15 protein-coding genes are annotated in these 15,179 nt (G+C 38.1%); 12 read left to right on the top strand and 3 right to left on the bottom strand.

From position 1 onward, the window contains the following. Positions 1–202: 202 nt before the first annotated feature. Entirely contained in the window at positions 203–508 is a 306-nt protein-coding gene (locus FBF83_RS11870; RefSeq protein WP_136947378.1) for an AbrB/MazE/SpoVT family DNA-binding domain-containing protein, read from the top strand. A gap of 145 nt (positions 509–653) precedes the next feature. On the opposite strand, the gene FBF83_RS11865 is transcribed toward FBF83_RS11870, so the two are convergent. Next, positions 654–1,412: a TrmB family transcriptional regulator gene (locus FBF83_RS11865; RefSeq protein ID WP_136947377.1), complete on the bottom strand. Its 759-nt coding sequence runs from the start codon at positions 1,410–1,412 to the stop codon at positions 654–656. Between the two features lie 146 nt (positions 1,413–1,558). Here FBF83_RS11865 and FBF83_RS11860 point away from each other — a divergent pair, with 146 nt between their 5' ends. From FBF83_RS11860 to FBF83_RS11850, 3 genes are all read left to right on the top strand, one after another. Beyond that, the gene (locus FBF83_RS11860; RefSeq protein ID WP_136947376.1) at positions 1,559–2,734 is read left to right on the top strand and encodes an MFS transporter; all 1,176 of its coding nucleotides are present in this window, start codon (positions 1,559–1,561) and stop codon (positions 2,732–2,734) included. Between the two features lie 61 nt (positions 2,735–2,795). Then, on the top strand, positions 2,796–3,440 hold the full coding sequence (locus FBF83_RS11855; RefSeq protein ID WP_136947375.1) for an SDR family oxidoreductase: 645 nt from the start codon (positions 2,796–2,798) through the stop codon (positions 3,438–3,440). Between the two features lie 381 nt (positions 3,441–3,821). Continuing rightward, positions 3,822–4,751 (top strand): manganese-dependent inorganic pyrophosphatase, encoded by a 930-nt coding sequence (locus tag FBF83_RS11850; protein ID WP_136947374.1) that lies wholly within the window; start codon positions 3,822–3,824, stop codon positions 4,749–4,751. Positions 4,752–4,890: 139 nt separating this feature from the next. Here FBF83_RS11850 and fabL read toward each other — a convergent pair whose 3' ends face one another. Next, positions 4,891–5,646, bottom strand: coding sequence for an enoyl-[acyl-carrier-protein] reductase FabL (gene fabL / locus FBF83_RS11845; RefSeq protein ID WP_136947373.1), 756 nt, complete (start codon positions 5,644–5,646; stop codon positions 4,891–4,893). Positions 5,647–5,991: 345 nt separating this feature from the next. Between fabL and FBF83_RS11840 the strand changes: the two genes are divergently transcribed. From FBF83_RS11840 to FBF83_RS11820, 5 genes are all read left to right on the top strand, one after another. Then, a complete protein-coding gene (locus FBF83_RS11840; RefSeq protein ID WP_136947372.1) occupies positions 5,992–6,564 on the top strand; it encodes an RNA polymerase sigma factor in 573 nt (190 codons plus the stop codon). Beyond that, a complete protein-coding gene (locus tag FBF83_RS11835; RefSeq protein WP_136947371.1) occupies positions 6,548–7,303 on the top strand; it encodes an anti-sigma factor in 756 nt (251 codons plus the stop codon). Before FBF83_RS11840 ends, FBF83_RS11835 begins: the two co-directional genes overlap by 17 nt. Before the next feature lie 422 nt (positions 7,304–7,725). Next, positions 7,726–9,255, top strand: coding sequence for a glycine betaine uptake BCCT transporter (locus FBF83_RS11830; RefSeq protein ID WP_136947370.1), 1,530 nt, complete (start codon positions 7,726–7,728; stop codon positions 9,253–9,255). A 127-nt stretch (positions 9,256–9,382) separates the two neighbouring features. Continuing rightward, complete coding sequence (locus FBF83_RS11825) at positions 9,383–11,632, top strand: FUSC family protein (RefSeq protein WP_136947369.1); 2,250 nt, start codon at positions 9,383–9,385, stop codon at positions 11,630–11,632. A gap of 143 nt (positions 11,633–11,775) precedes the next feature. Continuing rightward, complete coding sequence (locus tag FBF83_RS11820; RefSeq protein WP_136947368.1) at positions 11,776–12,552, top strand: 3-hydroxybutyrate dehydrogenase; 777 nt, start codon at positions 11,776–11,778, stop codon at positions 12,550–12,552. Positions 12,553–12,601: 49 nt separating this feature from the next. Here the strand turns inward: FBF83_RS11820 and FBF83_RS11815 are convergent, their stop codons facing one another. Further along, the gene (locus FBF83_RS11815) at positions 12,602–13,225 is read right to left on the bottom strand and encodes a LysE family translocator (RefSeq protein WP_136947367.1); all 624 of its coding nucleotides are present in this window, start codon (positions 13,223–13,225) and stop codon (positions 12,602–12,604) included. Between the two features lie 146 nt (positions 13,226–13,371). Between FBF83_RS11815 and FBF83_RS11810 the strand changes: the two genes are divergently transcribed. The 3 genes from FBF83_RS11810 (at position 13,372) to FBF83_RS11800 (ending at position 15,168) form a co-directional block, all read left to right on the top strand. Beyond that, positions 13,372–13,935, top strand: coding sequence for a GNAT family N-acetyltransferase (locus tag FBF83_RS11810; RefSeq protein ID WP_136947366.1), 564 nt, complete (start codon positions 13,372–13,374; stop codon positions 13,933–13,935). Between the two features lie 122 nt (positions 13,936–14,057). After that, positions 14,058–14,489: a GNAT family N-acetyltransferase gene (locus FBF83_RS11805; RefSeq protein WP_048309142.1), complete on the top strand. Its 432-nt coding sequence runs from the start codon at positions 14,058–14,060 to the stop codon at positions 14,487–14,489. 199 nt (positions 14,490–14,688) lie between these two features. Further along, positions 14,689–15,168 carry a GNAT family N-acetyltransferase gene (locus FBF83_RS11800; RefSeq protein WP_136947365.1) on the top strand — a complete coding sequence of 160 codons (480 nt, stop codon included), beginning with the start codon at positions 14,689–14,691 and terminating at the stop codon, positions 15,166–15,168. The last annotated feature ends 11 nt before the right edge of the window (positions 15,169–15,179 follow it).

Here is a 15,179-nt window from a genome sequence, read left to right as displayed (position 1 = left end):
ATTTAATATAGTTCAAATATGATGGACTATTTAGATAGAAATTTTTCAATGGATACTTCGTTTTTTCTCACATTTTGGTTAAAAATAGATACTAAATGTAAATTTACAGAATTTTGGAACTTTTTAGTTGCTAAATACAAGTAATGGGATTATGATTAAATAAATAGTCACATGTTCTTTAAAACGAAAGGGAGGGATGAGCATGAAGAGCACTGGTGTGGTAAGGAAAATTGATGAGCTAGGCCGAATTGTCATTCCAAAAGAACTAAGGCGTACGCTTGATATTCAGGTGAAAGATCCAATTGAAATATTTACTAGCGAAAATAAAGTCATTTTGCAGAAATATCAGGCGGACATGGCCTGTATGATTACCGGAGAAGTTCTAGATGAAAATATGGCTTTCGGTAATGGAAGCATCATTTTGAGCCCAGAAGGAATGGCGATCATGAAGCAAGAGCTGGAGATGAAATTAGGACTTGATTCGAAAGAGATGCAAAAGGCAGAATAGTAGTTAATGCACATCCGTCCAGGAAATCTGGAGCGGGTGTTTTTTTGATTTAAGAATCAGGGAATTTATAGAGAGTTTATGAGAGAGTAGTAAAATGTTGTTCGTTATATAGAAAAGACGGGAGGTTCAAATGAAGGCCTATTTGTTAGTAACGTAATTTGAGTAATACATTTCTGATCTCTGGATCATTCATCATCATGCTACCGAATTTTTGCGTGATTTCGGTTAAAGCAACATCGTGATAGAAGAACTCTGTGAAAAACGTTACAAGTGGACGAGATTTCGTATGTATGGCTTGCCAGCTTGTTTCTTCAATTCCTGCAAATAGAACTTCTTCCTTATCAATAATCACAATACGACTTCGCTCAAGGCTCTGATGCTCACTATCAGGTATAAGGGTTGTTACGTTTTTGACTTGAGTGTTTAGGTTACCGATGGTGTGAATCTCAACAGAGACGCCATTGTTTTCTTTGTTCTCTAGTAATGCATTATGTTGTTCAATATCATCTGCCCAACCTGAGAAAACAATTGAAGAGCTTGCTTGATTTAGTATAGCGGATACGAGGGAGTGAATGGATTGATCGTCTTTGAGCGTCCAAACACGGTCATCCGCTGGCTTGTTTCGAGCTTGTATGGATTTCAGCTGAGTAATATTATCATTAAAATCACGACGTAATTTCGAAATAGCGGATTCAAGTGGAAGTGGCGTGTAAAGCCGTTTTTTCTCAACTGTTGATTCAAGAACCATGCCTTTTTCGCTCAGTCGACGAAGAACATCATAAACTTTAGAACGTGGCACACTAGAACGCTTAACGATAGCAGTGGCATCAAGAGCTTCATCAATTGTAATAAGAGCTTCATACACCTGGCTTTCATACTGAGTAAATCCAAATTGCTGTAGCATGTCTTCAATCTCCTTGTCATTTCAACGTTCTCTTTATCATAGCACATCATTTTATCAGTCGTAATATTTCAATCTTTACCTGTTGCCTTCTTAAGTAAAAAGGGTTACCCTTTTAGTGGTAACTTATTAGGAGAGAGGCGAAAGGTTTGAATAAACGCGTTTATTTACTGACAATTGTTTCGTTTGTAGTCGGAATGGTGGAATTAATAATTGGTGGTATTCTGGATTTAGTCGCAGAAGACCTTGAAATAAGTCTTGGGAAAACTGGTCTTTTAATTAGTGTATTTTCAATTGTATTCGCATTAATGGGGCCGATATTGCTTTCAACTACTGCTAGGATTGAGCGCAAAAAGTTAACCCTTCTTTCACTGGTTGTCTTTTTGTTTGGAAATATAGTGGCTGTATTCAGCACTTCATTTAATATCTTAATGTTAGCAAGGATTATATCAGCAGCGAGTGGTTCATTACTTGTGGTGTTATGCGTGACGATGGCATCAAATATTGTCAAAACAGAATACAGAGCGAGAGCTATTGGCGTTGTCTTTATGGGAATTAGTGCATCGCTTGTTTTTGGAGTACCGATCGGATTAATGTTAGGAAATACCTTTGGCTGGAGAGCGCCATTTGTCCTCATTATCGTTCTAACTTTATTATCAATGGCAGGCGTTTATTTCTTTATGGAAAGGATTCAGCCTAAACCTGCGATACCGATTAAAAAACAGCTTCAAACGTTAAAAGATAATCGTATATTTACTGCACAGTTGACTTCGTTTCTATTTCTAACTGGTCATTTAGCACTGTATGGCTACCTTACTCCATTCTTAAAATCAACGCTTGGATTAGATGGAAATTGGGTAAGTATTGTTTATTTGATCTTTGGCTTTGCAGCTGTAGCTGGTGGAGGCCTTGGTGGTATAGCTTCAGATCGTTTTGGGACTAGGCCAACCATTCTAATCTCAATTGTGCTTTTCGGTGTGTCAATGTTTGTTATTCCTTATACTACATTCTCATTTCCGTTATTTATCATCGTTATGGTGATTTGGAGCATGATAAGTTGGGGGATAACTCCAGCACAACAGAGTTATTTAATCGAACTCGCACCTGAGACGTCTGATATTCAGCAAAGCTTAAATAACTCAGCACTTCATCTTGGTATTGCACTTGGTTCTTCAGTTGGAGCTTTCGTAATCGATAGAGGCACAGTTGAAATGAATGCAACAGTTGGAGGCATGTTTATTGTACTCGCTCTAGCAACCGCTGTATTTTCCATGACTAGAGACAAGAAACAAATTGCCTCATCCCTCAATCACCGAGCAGGCTAATTGCGATAAAATGATGTGTTTGAAATAATAGGATAAGACAATCTGGAAGGAGAGCTTAATAATGAACGTACTAGTTATTGGAGCGAACGGACAAGTTGGTCATCAAATCGTAAATCTACTTCATGATAGTAAGGAGCACTCTGTTAAGGCACTTGTTCGAAAAGAAGAACAAGCTACTGAATTAGTGGATCAAGGAATTGACACAGCAGTAGCAAGTCTTGAAGATTCTGTAGATAAACTTTCATCTGCTATGGAAGGAAGCGATGCAGTCGTCTTTGCGGCAGGATCCGGAGGAAGTACTGGTTCAGATAAAACACTTCTTGTTGATTTAGACGGTGCAGTTAAAACGATGGAAGCAGCAGAGAAACTTGGCATTAAACGCTATGTAATGGTTAGTGCACATCAAGCGCACAATCGCGACAACTGGAGCGAGGCTCTAATGCCTTATTATGCAGCGAAACATTACGCAGACAAAATGCTTGAACAGAGTGCTCTTGATTACACAATCGTTCGACCTGGTGGGTTACTGAATGAAGATGGAACTGGGCAAGTATCGATCGCAGAAAATCTTAAGCGTGGTTCAGTTTCCCGTGAAGATGTAGCCAAAGTAATTGTTGCTTTGCTAGCAAACGAAAACACAATTCGACGCTCATTTGATCTAATTTCAGGCGAAGATTCAATTGAAGATGCGATAGCATCTCTATAAATTTGACACCGATTTTCTTTTTGAAAGGCTCTTTTCTAAAAGATTGTTTATTTTTAAAGATTTTTCTATAGAGAACCTGACTTCATTGTTGATTGGAGCGGAATGTGCTCTACTCCTCCGGGACTAGCGGGACGGGTGAGACCCTACAGGAGCGTTAGCGACGAGGATGCTCACCGCCCGCTCCGCGGAAAGCGAGCATCCTGGAGCGGAAATCAACTACTCATCTTATAGCAACAAAGTTTACGAAAATAGCTTTTTGAAAAGAATTGGTTTCCTTACTTTTCTTGTTAAGAGTTTGACAATTGATGTTGAGTTTAACCCAAGACAACTTTACAATATGTAATGAGTACATAAAATTTTTGATATTAAAGGAGTCGACCAATGGAAAAAGTATTGATTTTTGGACATAAAAACCCCGACACAGATACGATCACTTCTGCTCTTGTGTATGCAGATCTAAAGAGAAAACTTGGCATGAACGTTGAACCAGTTCGTTTAGGCGCTGTAAATGGCGAAACACAATATGCTCTAGATCAATTTAATGTTGAAGCACCAAGAATGGTTAAAACAGTATCTAATGAAGCCAACAGCGTGATTTTAGTCGATCATAATGAACGTCAACAGAGTGCGGAGGATATCGAAAATGTTCGCATTCTTGAAGTTATTGACCACCATCGAATTGCGAACTTTGAAACAGCAGATCCAGTTTATTACCGAGCTGAGCCGGTTGGTTGTACAGCTACGATACTTAATAAGTTGTATAAAGAACAGAATATCCAAATTGACAAAAGCATTGCAGGACTAATGCTTTCTGCCATCATTTCAGATTCTCTTCTTTTCAAATCACCTACTTGCACAGAGGAAGATGTCGCTGCAGCGCGTGAACTCGCAGAAATCGCTGGAGTAGATGCGGAAACATACGGTCTTGAAATGCTAAAAGCTGGGGCAGATATGAGTAGTAAAACACCAGCCGAACTAATTTCGCTTGATGCGAAGGAGTTTGGCATGGGAGATGCTAAAGTAGAAGTTGCACAGGTTAATGTGGTTGATACACTTGACGTACTTGCACGCAAAGATGCGGTAGAAGAGGAAATGAGACAAGCAATTGAAGCAAAGAATCTTGACTTATTCTTGTTAGTCGTAACAGATATTCTGACTAATAATTCAACAGCTCTTGCACTTGGCAAACATGCAAGTCATGTAGAAAAAGCATTTAATGTTGAACTCGTCGAGAATCTTGCTGTCCTAGAAGGGGTAGTCTCTCGTAAGAAACAAATAGTACCTGTTTTAACTGAAACTTTCACATCTTAATATACCTTTAATGCCCTGAGAGGTTCTATAACAGAACCTCTCAGGGCATTTTATTAGATCTACATCAGGTTATATTTATTATTTAAGTATAAACAGTGAAATTGGTTCGCCAAATTTTAAAAAGACATTTTTTTAATAATTACTCACCAAGTAATGACAGTCCTCCATCAACAATGATCGTTTGTCCTCTAATCATACGAGCCGCAGGTGTTGTTAAGAAATAAGTTGTATCTGCCATGTCAGTTGGTTCGACAAGTCGACCTGCAGGGTTTCTCTTCTTGGCAGATTCGAGTAATTCTTCTCTGTTTGGGAAGTGTTTCAGAGCGTCAGTGTCTACTGCTCCACCTGATACAGCATTAACAACAATTCCTTTTGGAGAGAGCTCAACAGCTAGGTACCTTGTTATAGCTTCTACAGAAGCTTTTGAAACGCCTACAGCAACATAGTTAGGAAGAGCTCTTATCGAGCCTAGGCTGGATAGCGCAACAATGGACCCACCACCATTTTTCTCCATGATTCGAGCAGCTTCCTGAGCGGCAAATAAATAAGCTTTTGCATTGATGTTCTGAGTCCAATCCCAATGACTTTCCTCTATTTCCATTAATGGTCTTAAAACGCCTGAAGCTGCATTATTAATAAATACATCAAGTCTTCCAAACGTTTCTTCAGTTTCATGGAACAGGGATGTGATTTGCTTCACTTCACCTACGTTTGCTTTCACAATATGTACGGTAATTCCGAAAGCCTCTTCAAGTTCCTGTTTTGTTTGTTCTGCATCCTTCTTTTTTCTCATGAAATTCAATACAAGGTTATATCCTTCGGACGCAAATTTATGAGCAATTGCTTTACCGATCCCTCGAGTACCACCTGTTATTAAAGCTACTTTATTAGTCATAGTCAGCCACCTCTTCTAATTCTAATCATTCCTATCATACAGGAACGCAAGACTCATGAAAAGTTTGTCAGAGTAAACGATTTTAAACCAAAACGTATAAAGAATGTAAAAACAAGTGTCTGTTCATTATGAAATATGATATGTATGCTATACTATAGCTTATATATAGACCATAATATAGGCTTGTTTAAAGGAGCGTGAGTCCTTCCTATTGGAGGGGCTTTTTTCAAGCAGAAGAAACTATTTTACACCAAAACACATCCAAATCAGACTGTCTAACGTTAGCTATACATAAGCTTTCTGCCTCTTCAAGCTGGCGCCAGTTATGATGAAAAGGAGAATGGTATGAGAGAACGTAACGATGCCGACCTGTATTTAAAGGTCCAGGCAAAGGATAAAGAAGCTCTCTCCCTTCTTTACGATCGATATGAGAAGCTGTTATATTCCTTCTCGTATCGTATTGTGAAGGATGGGGGACTTGCAGAAGAAGTTATGCAAGAAGTGTTCATTAAGCTCTGGAAAGGAAAGTCTCAATATAGTGACGATAAAGGGAAGTTCTCTTCCTGGCTTCTAACAATGACGCGTCATACAGCAATTGATGTGCTAAGGAAGCAGTCAAAAGAGCCTGACTTTGAATTAGACGAACGAGATTCTCTTCACAGTGACGAAGATTCTGTAGAAGATCAGGTAGTGTGGAAAGAGAGAGGTCAGGTACTTCGTGAAGCTGTCTCCAAATTAAAAGATGAACAGCAAAAAATTATTGAAATGTTTTACTTTAAAGGGATGACACATAAAAAAATCTCTGAAGAGTTCGACCTCCCACTGGGGACTGTAAAAGGCCGAATTCGGCTTGCGTTAAAGCATTTAAAAACCAGTCTAGGTGAGAAAGGAGGGGTCTCAGATGAAAGCAAATTGTGAACAGCTACTTGACTATTTCAACGGAACTTTAACAGAAGATGATAAAGTGCAGTTCGAAGCTCACCTCGAATCATGCGAAGAGTGCAGAGAGGAGTTAAAGGAGCTGGAAGAATTGACAGGTGACCTTCCTTATCTTTCAATACCGGAAGAACCGCCTGCTGGGATGAAAGAACGTGTACTAGCAAGCGTGTTTGAAAATGATAGTGAAGAAACCAATTTGAATCTTACTGAAGAAAATGATTCCGCAAAACTTAATAAAACAACTGATTTTAAGTCTGAAAGAAAATCAAGACAGAGAAAATGGGTTGCACCAGCACTTGCAGCAGCACTATTTCTTTCCTTAGCAGGAAATGTATATAATTATATGAATGAAAGTAACCCGGGGCAGACTGAGGAAATTGCTTCACTAATAAAAGCAGTCCAGCTTCAGCCTTCTGAGGCAGAAAAATCTGGAGGTTCAGCAGCTCTGATGAATGAAAATGGACAAATGAATCTAGTTGTTCAGGTGAATGATGTTGCTGATGTGGAAGGAGATCAGGTTTATCAAGTTTGGTTGCTTGAGGGCGATACTCCTTATCGCGCTGGATCCTTTACACCAAATCAGCAAGGTAATGGCGAAGTAACCTATCAGGTTGAATATGACGGTGAGCATAAGTGGGATGCTGTTGCCATCACACTAGAGCCGGATAATACAAGTGAAACACCAAAAGGGAAAGTTGTCTTAAGTTCAGGTTTATAAAATATGTATGAATGAAGAAAAGCAGAAACCACTTCTGCTTTTCTTTTTTTAGGCTGTTTTCGTAAACATTGGTGCTATAAGAGTGAGAGGGATTTTCGCTCGAGGATGCTCGCTTTCCGCGGAGCGGGACGCTTGAGCCTCCTCGGCACACAAAAACATTGCGCCTGTGGGGTCTCACCTGTCCCGCTAGTCCCACAGGAGTCGAGCATCCTTCCAAACTTCTTTCAAAAGCAACAATCTTTTAGAAAAGAGCCTTTTTTATGAGTAATGGTAAGGTTTCTAACTAATAATAAAGGGGTATATCTTACTATATTCTTATAAAAGTTTGAAAAAGTAGTCCTCTTTGACTATTATTAATAACTATGTGGTTATTATTTCAAAATATTTTTGTGATCCACATAATAGAAATGGGAGTGAATAGAATGGGGAAAGTTACAAAAGTATATTGGATAGGCATCGCGATTGCGATTGTCTTCGTAGGTTGGGGAGTGATCATGCCTGGCAATCTCGACCAGGTTATGACAGTGTCTCAGAATTTCTTTCTAAATAAGTTTGGTTGGTTCTACCAACTAGCGGCAACGTTCTTTTTAGTCTTTGCTATCTATTTAATTTTCAGCAGATTTGGAAATATCAAACTCGGTAAAGATACCGATAAGCCTGAGTACAGCAGACTCACCTGGTTCGCAATGTTGTTTAGCGCCGGGATGGGAATAGGGCTATTGTTCTTTGGAGTATCAGAACCAATGTCCCACTTTTCTACCCCGCCTTATGGTGAAGCAGGTACTGTAGGTGCAGCTCACCTTGCCCTTCGTTATACATATTTACATTGGGGGTTCCATGCATGGGCTATATACGCAACAATTGCTTTAGCACTCGCCTATTATAAGTTTAGAAAAGGTGCGCCAGGCCTTATGAGTGCGACACTTTATCCATTATTAGGTGATCGTGTTAAAGGACCAATTGGGATTACTGTAGATGTTATTGCAGTATTTGCCACGATTTTTGGAGTGGCAGCTTCCCTAGGACTAGGAGCACAACAGATTAATGGTGGGTTAAGTTATTTAACGAACATCCCGAATAACTTTACTGTACAGTTGATTATTATTTCAATTATCACAGTTCTTTTTACAATCTCAGCTGGAACTGGGATCAAAAAAGGTATTAAATACTTAAGTAATACGAATATGGTACTTGCAGTTCTATTGCTAATTGTGTTCCTCATTGTCGGGCCAACTAAGTTTGTACTAGATTTATTTGTAACAACATTTGGTGAGTATGTTCAAAACATTTTCGCAATGGGTATGCGTCTTGCACCGATGAACGAGCAAAATGAATCATGGATACAAGGCTGGACAATCTTTTATTGGGCCTGGTGGATTGCATGGTCTCCATTTGTAGGTACCTTCATTGCTAGGGTATCAAAAGGCCGAACAGTTAGAGAATTCATGGTAGCTGTAACTGTTGTTCCTACCGTAGTTTGTGCATTCTGGTTTGGTGTTTTTGGCGGATCAGGGATCTTCTTCGACTTTACGCAAGGAACTGATATCGCTGGTCAAAGTCTTGAAGCAGGGTTGTTTTATCTCTATCAACAACTTCCGCTTGGCATTGTACTAACTGTTATTACCTTGTTGTTAATCGCTACATTTTTCATTACATCAGCTGACTCTGCAACATTTGTACTTGGAATGCAGACGACAAACGGTAGTTTGAATCCGCCTATGTTTGTTAAATTCAGCTGGGGCTTCATTCTTTCTGCTTCAGCGGTCGTTTTAATGATTACAGGTGGACTAGAAAGTATGCAGACAGCTATTATTGTTAGTGCATTTCCATTAACAATTATCCTCTTATTTACTTGTTGGGGATTGATTAAATCATTCAATGAAGAAGTACCAAGAAAGCAAAAAAGCACCGATAAGAAACCAAAAGCAAAGAAAGAAATAAAAACTGTCTAATTCATTAACCTTTGAAGTGTTCTCAACTTCAAAGGTTTCTTTATTTAAATATTTTGTTCATTACTGAACAAAAAGTGATGATTAATCGGTTGAATTCAAAATTAGAGAGCTAAGGTTGGCAGATTAGATGAAAATTGGCTATGATAAGAGTATGTGGACTAAAAAAGAGAATAGACTCATTCAAAGCTGGGTGGCTCGTTTAGCTGCTGCGGATCCCGGCAGGACTAGGTTACATCAAGCAGTTAGAATTACAGTTAGTGTACTATCTTCAGTGATGACAATGATTTGGTTAACATCCATGATGGGATTATCGTTTACACCGGCAATACTTGCGGGTGTAGTAAGTCTTTTATCACTCTTACTTGTAAATGACGACACAGAGAAAAAGAAAAAAATCACCTCTGGATTGTTGGTTATATCAAGCATTGTTGCTCTTTCGTTAAGCACATTGCTCGGTTCTATTTCCTACGTTGTGGATGGTTTGTTTTTATTAGTCATTTTCTGCGCTTATTATACTCAGCATTATGGTTTCCGTTATTTTGCAATTTTTATGGTCGCGTTCTTATCCATTTACTTTTCAACTTTATTAAAGCTCCAACCTTCAGATTTGCCCGGTTTTATAGTGGGGATTCTCGTTGGTGGAACATATTCTTATTTGTATCACTTTATCGTGCTCCGCAATCAACCTAATAAACAACTTCGTCATAGTATGCGTTCATTCCATATCCAAACTAATCTTACACTTGACCTTGTTCTTGACGTAATTGGAGATCCCATCCCTAATCGCTACAGGACACTTCTACTCAAAAGAGATGTAAAAAGGCTAAATGATTATGCACAGGTGATTTCAAGTCAGTTAACTACTACTAATCCTAGTAAGGTGTGGCAAGGTATTGATTCAGAGCAATTAAGGTTGTATGTTTTTGATGCAGAAATGTTGATTGAAACACTATATCCAGCAGTGATAAGGCTTAAAGAACTGCATGCTTTAGAACATAATGAAGTAAGGAAGTTATTATATAAAGTTGTTCAATCAATAAGAGATGCGGAAGTGCTAAGAAGCCATGATATTATTGGTAATTTAAAACAGACAGAAAAAGTAATTGATGAATTGAAGCTTCAGCTGATTCATCTTCGCATGGCGAATCATCAGAATAAAGACTGGCTCTGGCTAATAAGAAGAATTGAGTCAATTGCAAATCACCTTGTTGATAGTTCTAATGAGCTTAGTGCTAGACGAATGGCCAATATTAAAGAGGAAGAATGGTTAGAGGATGCAGATGAAATCAAAAAGGAGAATATCAAAGAAGAAGAAGAAAACAGTACATTTCCTAGACTTGCTACAAAAAAGGCTTTACAAGCTATAGCTGCTGGAGCAGTTGCGATAATGTTTGGTAATTTATTATCACCAACGCATCAATACTGGGTTCTTTTATCCGCTTTTGTTGTTTTACTTGGAACGGATACAGTTGGAATGACTCTCCAGAAAGCTTTTCAAAGGTCGCTAGGAACAATCTTTGGAGCAATTGCTGGCTTTGGTCTTGCTCAATTATTAGCAGGACAGGTTATTTTAGAGCTTATTGCACTGTTTTGCTGTATTTTCTTGGCATTCTACTTTTTATCCATTTCATATGCCATGATGATGTTTTGGATGACAATGTTGATTGCGATTATGTATGATTTCATTCTGGGTGGCATTACAGAGCAAATTATTCTAGCAAGGGTTTTTGATACGTTAGCGGGAGCGTTCATTGGTTTTCTTGCTGCAGCTTTAATCTATCCAAGAAAAACCCAAGAGAAGGTTTCTGATACAGCAGAAGATTTTCTAAATAAACTAAGTACGTATGTATCTGATTACCTTGAGTCGTTCGTATATCCTGAGAAAACAGCTGATTTTACTAATCAGGCTTTTGGAATTGACGAAGAAATGAGAAGAATTGAAGAAGATGCAAGACCATTAAGAAATAGACCTGCCATTCTGGCTAGATCTGGAATTGAACGCTGGTTAACTGTTCTGACTGCCATTAATTATTTCGCGAAACACTTGCTAGCTTCAACAAACAGAAATAATCACGTTCGTATCATTGCGGGTACAGAAGACACATTGCACCATATTAATAAAGTCATTAAACATAATATCGGAACGTTATTAAGGCTCCTAAAGGGTGAGCAGGGTCTTGTAATGTATCATCTAAATAAAGAACGTGAACAGATTGAAGGATTATCTGAGGATCTAACAGATGAAGATCTTGAAGTGAAGACATTTGTAAACGACCTATATTATGTGTGGCGTATTAATCAATCGCTACTCGTTCTAGGGAAAGAGCTTGGCTCTTTGAAGAACAGGGAAGCGTCTACAAGTGAATTGAATGAGTAGCAAAAACCGAAGCTCAACTAAAGCTTCGGTTTTTACTATAGTAAGATATAAAAAATATAGGGGAATTTTAGTTTACTTATTTGCAGAAAGGGAAACAAAACAGATAGCTAAATAAAAAGCATTATTTATAGGAGGATTTACAGATGGTTAACAACAAGACTGTATTTATTACAGGTGCAGCAAGAGGAATTGGATTTGAGATTGGAGAGACATTTGCTTCAAACGGAGCGAAAGTAGTATTGTCAGATATTAATGAAGAAGGTACTGAGGAAGCAGCAAGTAATCTTAGAGACAAAGGTTATGACGTTATTGGAATTAAGGCAGATGTAACGAATGAAGAAGAGATTAAGTCTGCCATTGATCGAACTGTAGAAGAATACGGACGTCTGGATGTATTGATTAATAACGCTGGTCTTCAACATGTATCAGCGATTGAGAATTTCCCTACCGAAAAGTTTCGTATGATGCAAGATATCATGCTTACGGCACCTTTCATTGCTACGAAACATGTATTTCCGATAATGAAGAAACAAGGATTTGGTAGAATTATAAATATGGCATCAATTAATGGTGTAATAGGCTTTGCTGGTAAAGCAGCATATAATAGTGCTAAACATGGTTTAATTGGATTAACTAAAGTGTCAGCACTAGAAGGTGCAGAGCACGGCATCACTGTTAACGCTATGGCACCTGGTTATGTAGATACGCCACTAGTTCGAGGACAGATGGAAGATCTAGCAAAAGAACGTGGAGTTGAATTAGAAAAGGTGCTGGAAGAAGTGATTTATCCATTGGTACCTCAAAAGCGACTTCTTGAAGTGAAGGAAATTGCTGATTATTCTATGTTTATTGCTAGTGATGCAGCTAAAAGTATTACTGGACAGGCACTTATTATTGATGGAGGCTATACTGCACAGTAGTAGAATATTCATAAATAAACAGCGCCCGCACTGTGTGCGGGCGCTGTTTTCATTTTTCACTAAAAGCAATTTGAATCCCAATGACTGCGAGAAGAGTTCCTTTTAGTAGATTAATTCTTCTTGACGCTTTTTCGTTTCGACTTACAAAAGTAGATAGTTTACCAGCAAATAGACTAATACCACTGAAAATCAACAAAGCTTGTAAAATGAAAATTCCTCCAAGCAAAACCATTTGAAGTGCAGGGTAGCTTGCATTCTGGTCAATGAACTGTGGAAGTAGTGCAAGAAAAAAGAGAGATACTTTAGGGTTTAGAATATTCATCACAATGCCTTTTCGGTAAAGGGACGAATATGAACGTGACTGCTGATTTTTGATTGTAGATGTAGACGCTCTTTCACGAAAAGCTTGATAAGCCATGTACAGTAAATAAGCGGCACCGAGATATTTTACAATCGAGAACGCGAGTGATGATTGATATAATATTGCTGATATTCCTACCGCAGCAGCAGTAATATGTACAAGGAGTCCTGAACATAAACCTAGTGACGTAGCAAGTCCAGCTTGTTTATTTTGAGAAATGCTTTGTGCAAGTACAAATAAGTTGTCTGGGCCAGGCATCAAGGTGAGAAGAACAGCTGCTCCAAGAAAAGATAATAGTAGTGACATTTCCATAATCCATTCCCCTTTCTCGTACTATATAGTATATATGAGGTGCATCCGTTCGAACAGGTTAAATTGACTGAAGTAGAGACACTTGACAGATATCGCATTAATGATATAATTCTGACATCTTTTGGAGTTGTTGGAGGAAATGTCATATGAAACCGATTCTTATTGATTTCCCTTGTGAATTTGAAACAGAACGCTTACATATTCGGTATCCAATGCCTGGTGATGGTAAGGCAGTTCACCAGTCTATTCAGGCTTCTATCGAAGATCTGAAAAACTGGATGCCATTTGCTCGTTCAGAGCAGACGCTAGACGACGTTGAAGCAAATATACGTGAATCGCACGTCGATTTTTTGAAAAGAACAGATTTAAGACTTCTACTTTTTCATAAAGCTTCTGGCGAATTTATCGGTTCTTCTGGGCTTCATCGTATTGATTGGAATGTTCGTAAATTTGAAATTGGTTACTGGATGGATTCAAGATATTCCGGTCACGGTTATATGTCAGAAGCAGTAAAAGGTATATTAGATTTTGCATTTGATCAACTTAAAGCAAAGAGGGTAGAAATACGTTGCAACACGAATAATCTCCGCAGTCGTAAAGTAGCAGAACGAGTAAATTTTGATCTTGAAGCTATCCTTCAAAACGATGGCATATCTATTGATGGAAAAGAATTAATTGATACGTGTGTATATGCCAAAATTAATAAATAATGTTTTGCTATAGGACTTAAAATTGGTGGGTTTATCCATTATTCATAATAAGAAGGAAAGACTATCAATCATCAAGAAGTAACGAGTAATGAAATATATATAGTTGATGGAGGGGACAATGCGTGATTGAGCGAGCAAATATAGAGGAAAGGGATTATATTCTATCCAATTCCATTCAGTCAGTTAATGAAGGAACAACGAATCCAGGCATTGTAAAGGAAGAGAAAGCACTTCAAATCGTCTCATCTATTCTTGATCGTGGTGGATATCATCTTATTTACCGAGACGGTGATGAAATTGCAGGGTGGGTGTTGTTAGGTGAAAACACTGATTATTTCACAGAGAATAAACATGGGTTTATTTATGATGTGTTTGTGTTTCCCAAGTTTAGAGGCAAAGGATTTTCAAAAAAACTTGTTGAGGCAAGCATAGCGAATTTCAAGGAACAAGGATATGATGAAATTCGATTAAATGTGTATTCATCAAATTTCGCCAAGTATATTTATAAGGACATAGGTTTCAAAGAACTACAAACAATAATGGTATATAAATAGTTGTTTGCTATTCATTTCATTTATTAAAACAATGTGAAAAACAACTCATAATTAGTCAAGATGAACATGGTTCTTGGTACACTGTTTTCACAGGAACTTCCCCGGTTCCTGTCCCCCTTAAAATATAAATATAGTGTGAGCCCCATGCATTTCCCGGCATGGGGCTTTTTTAGTTTATTAATAGGAAAGTGGGAGTATAATGAACTATCATTTCGAAATGATGAATAAAGAAGAAGTGGAGAAAGTGATATCATGGAAGTATGAAGGAATTTATGCTTTCTATGATATGGAAGCCGATATGGAAGATCTGAGAGAATTCCGTGACGATGCAGCGGAGAATGAGAATTATTGGAGCGTCTATCAAAAAGATTTATTCGTAGGCTTTTTTAATTTTAATGAACAGCAAATTGGTCAGGTTGAAATCGGTCTGGGTATGAATCCTAAATTGGTAGGACAAGGATATGGGTTGAATTTCTTGATGGCAGGCATACAAAAAGCAATTGCGTTGTATCAGCCTAGTTCGCTTACGATGGCTGTTGCTGAATTCAATAAGCGAGCAATTAAAGTTTATCAAAAAGCTGGGTTTATTCCTGTTAAAACATTTATTCAGCATACAAACGGTGGAACGTACCCCTTTATTAGCATGAAAAAAGAAGTGGATCTACATCATTCTATTTAACGTTCTTTTAT

The organism is Guptibacillus hwajinpoensis (assembly GCF_005144865.1).
GTDB classification, from domain to species: Bacteria; Bacillota; Bacilli; order Bacillales; family Guptibacillaceae; genus Guptibacillus; species Guptibacillus hwajinpoensis_A.
This window is presented reverse-complemented; position numbering and strand designations above follow the sequence as displayed.

Coding starts and splice junctions, on each gene's coding strand:
- FBF83_RS11870 (WP_136947378.1), top strand. CDS start 203: ATGAAGAGCACTGGTGTGGTAAGGAAAATTGATGAGCTAGGCCGAATT.
- FBF83_RS11865 (WP_136947377.1), bottom strand. CDS start 1,412: ATGCTACAGCAATTTGGATTTACTCAGTATGAAAGCCAGGTGTATGAA.
- FBF83_RS11855 (WP_136947375.1), top strand. CDS start 2,796: ATGAACGTACTAGTTATTGGAGCGAACGGACAAGTTGGTCATCAAATC.
- FBF83_RS11850 (WP_136947374.1), top strand. CDS start 3,822: ATGGAAAAAGTATTGATTTTTGGACATAAAAACCCCGACACAGATACG.
- fabL (WP_136947373.1), bottom strand. CDS start 5,646: ATGACTAATAAAGTAGCTTTAATAACAGGTGGTACTCGAGGGATCGGT.
- FBF83_RS11840 (WP_136947372.1), top strand. CDS start 5,992: ATGAGAGAACGTAACGATGCCGACCTGTATTTAAAGGTCCAGGCAAAG.
- FBF83_RS11835 (WP_136947371.1), top strand. CDS start 6,548: ATGAAAGCAAATTGTGAACAGCTACTTGACTATTTCAACGGAACTTTA.
- FBF83_RS11830 (WP_136947370.1), top strand. CDS start 7,726: ATGGGGAAAGTTACAAAAGTATATTGGATAGGCATCGCGATTGCGATT.
- FBF83_RS11825 (WP_136947369.1), top strand. CDS start 9,383: ATGAAAATTGGCTATGATAAGAGTATGTGGACTAAAAAAGAGAATAGA.
- FBF83_RS11820 (WP_136947368.1), top strand. CDS start 11,776: ATGGTTAACAACAAGACTGTATTTATTACAGGTGCAGCAAGAGGAATT.
- FBF83_RS11815 (WP_136947367.1), bottom strand. CDS start 13,225: ATGGAAATGTCACTACTATTATCTTTTCTTGGAGCAGCTGTTCTTCTC.
- FBF83_RS11810 (WP_136947366.1), top strand. CDS start 13,372: ATGAAACCGATTCTTATTGATTTCCCTTGTGAATTTGAAACAGAACGC.
- FBF83_RS11800 (WP_136947365.1), top strand. CDS start 14,689: ATGAACTATCATTTCGAAATGATGAATAAAGAAGAAGTGGAGAAAGTG.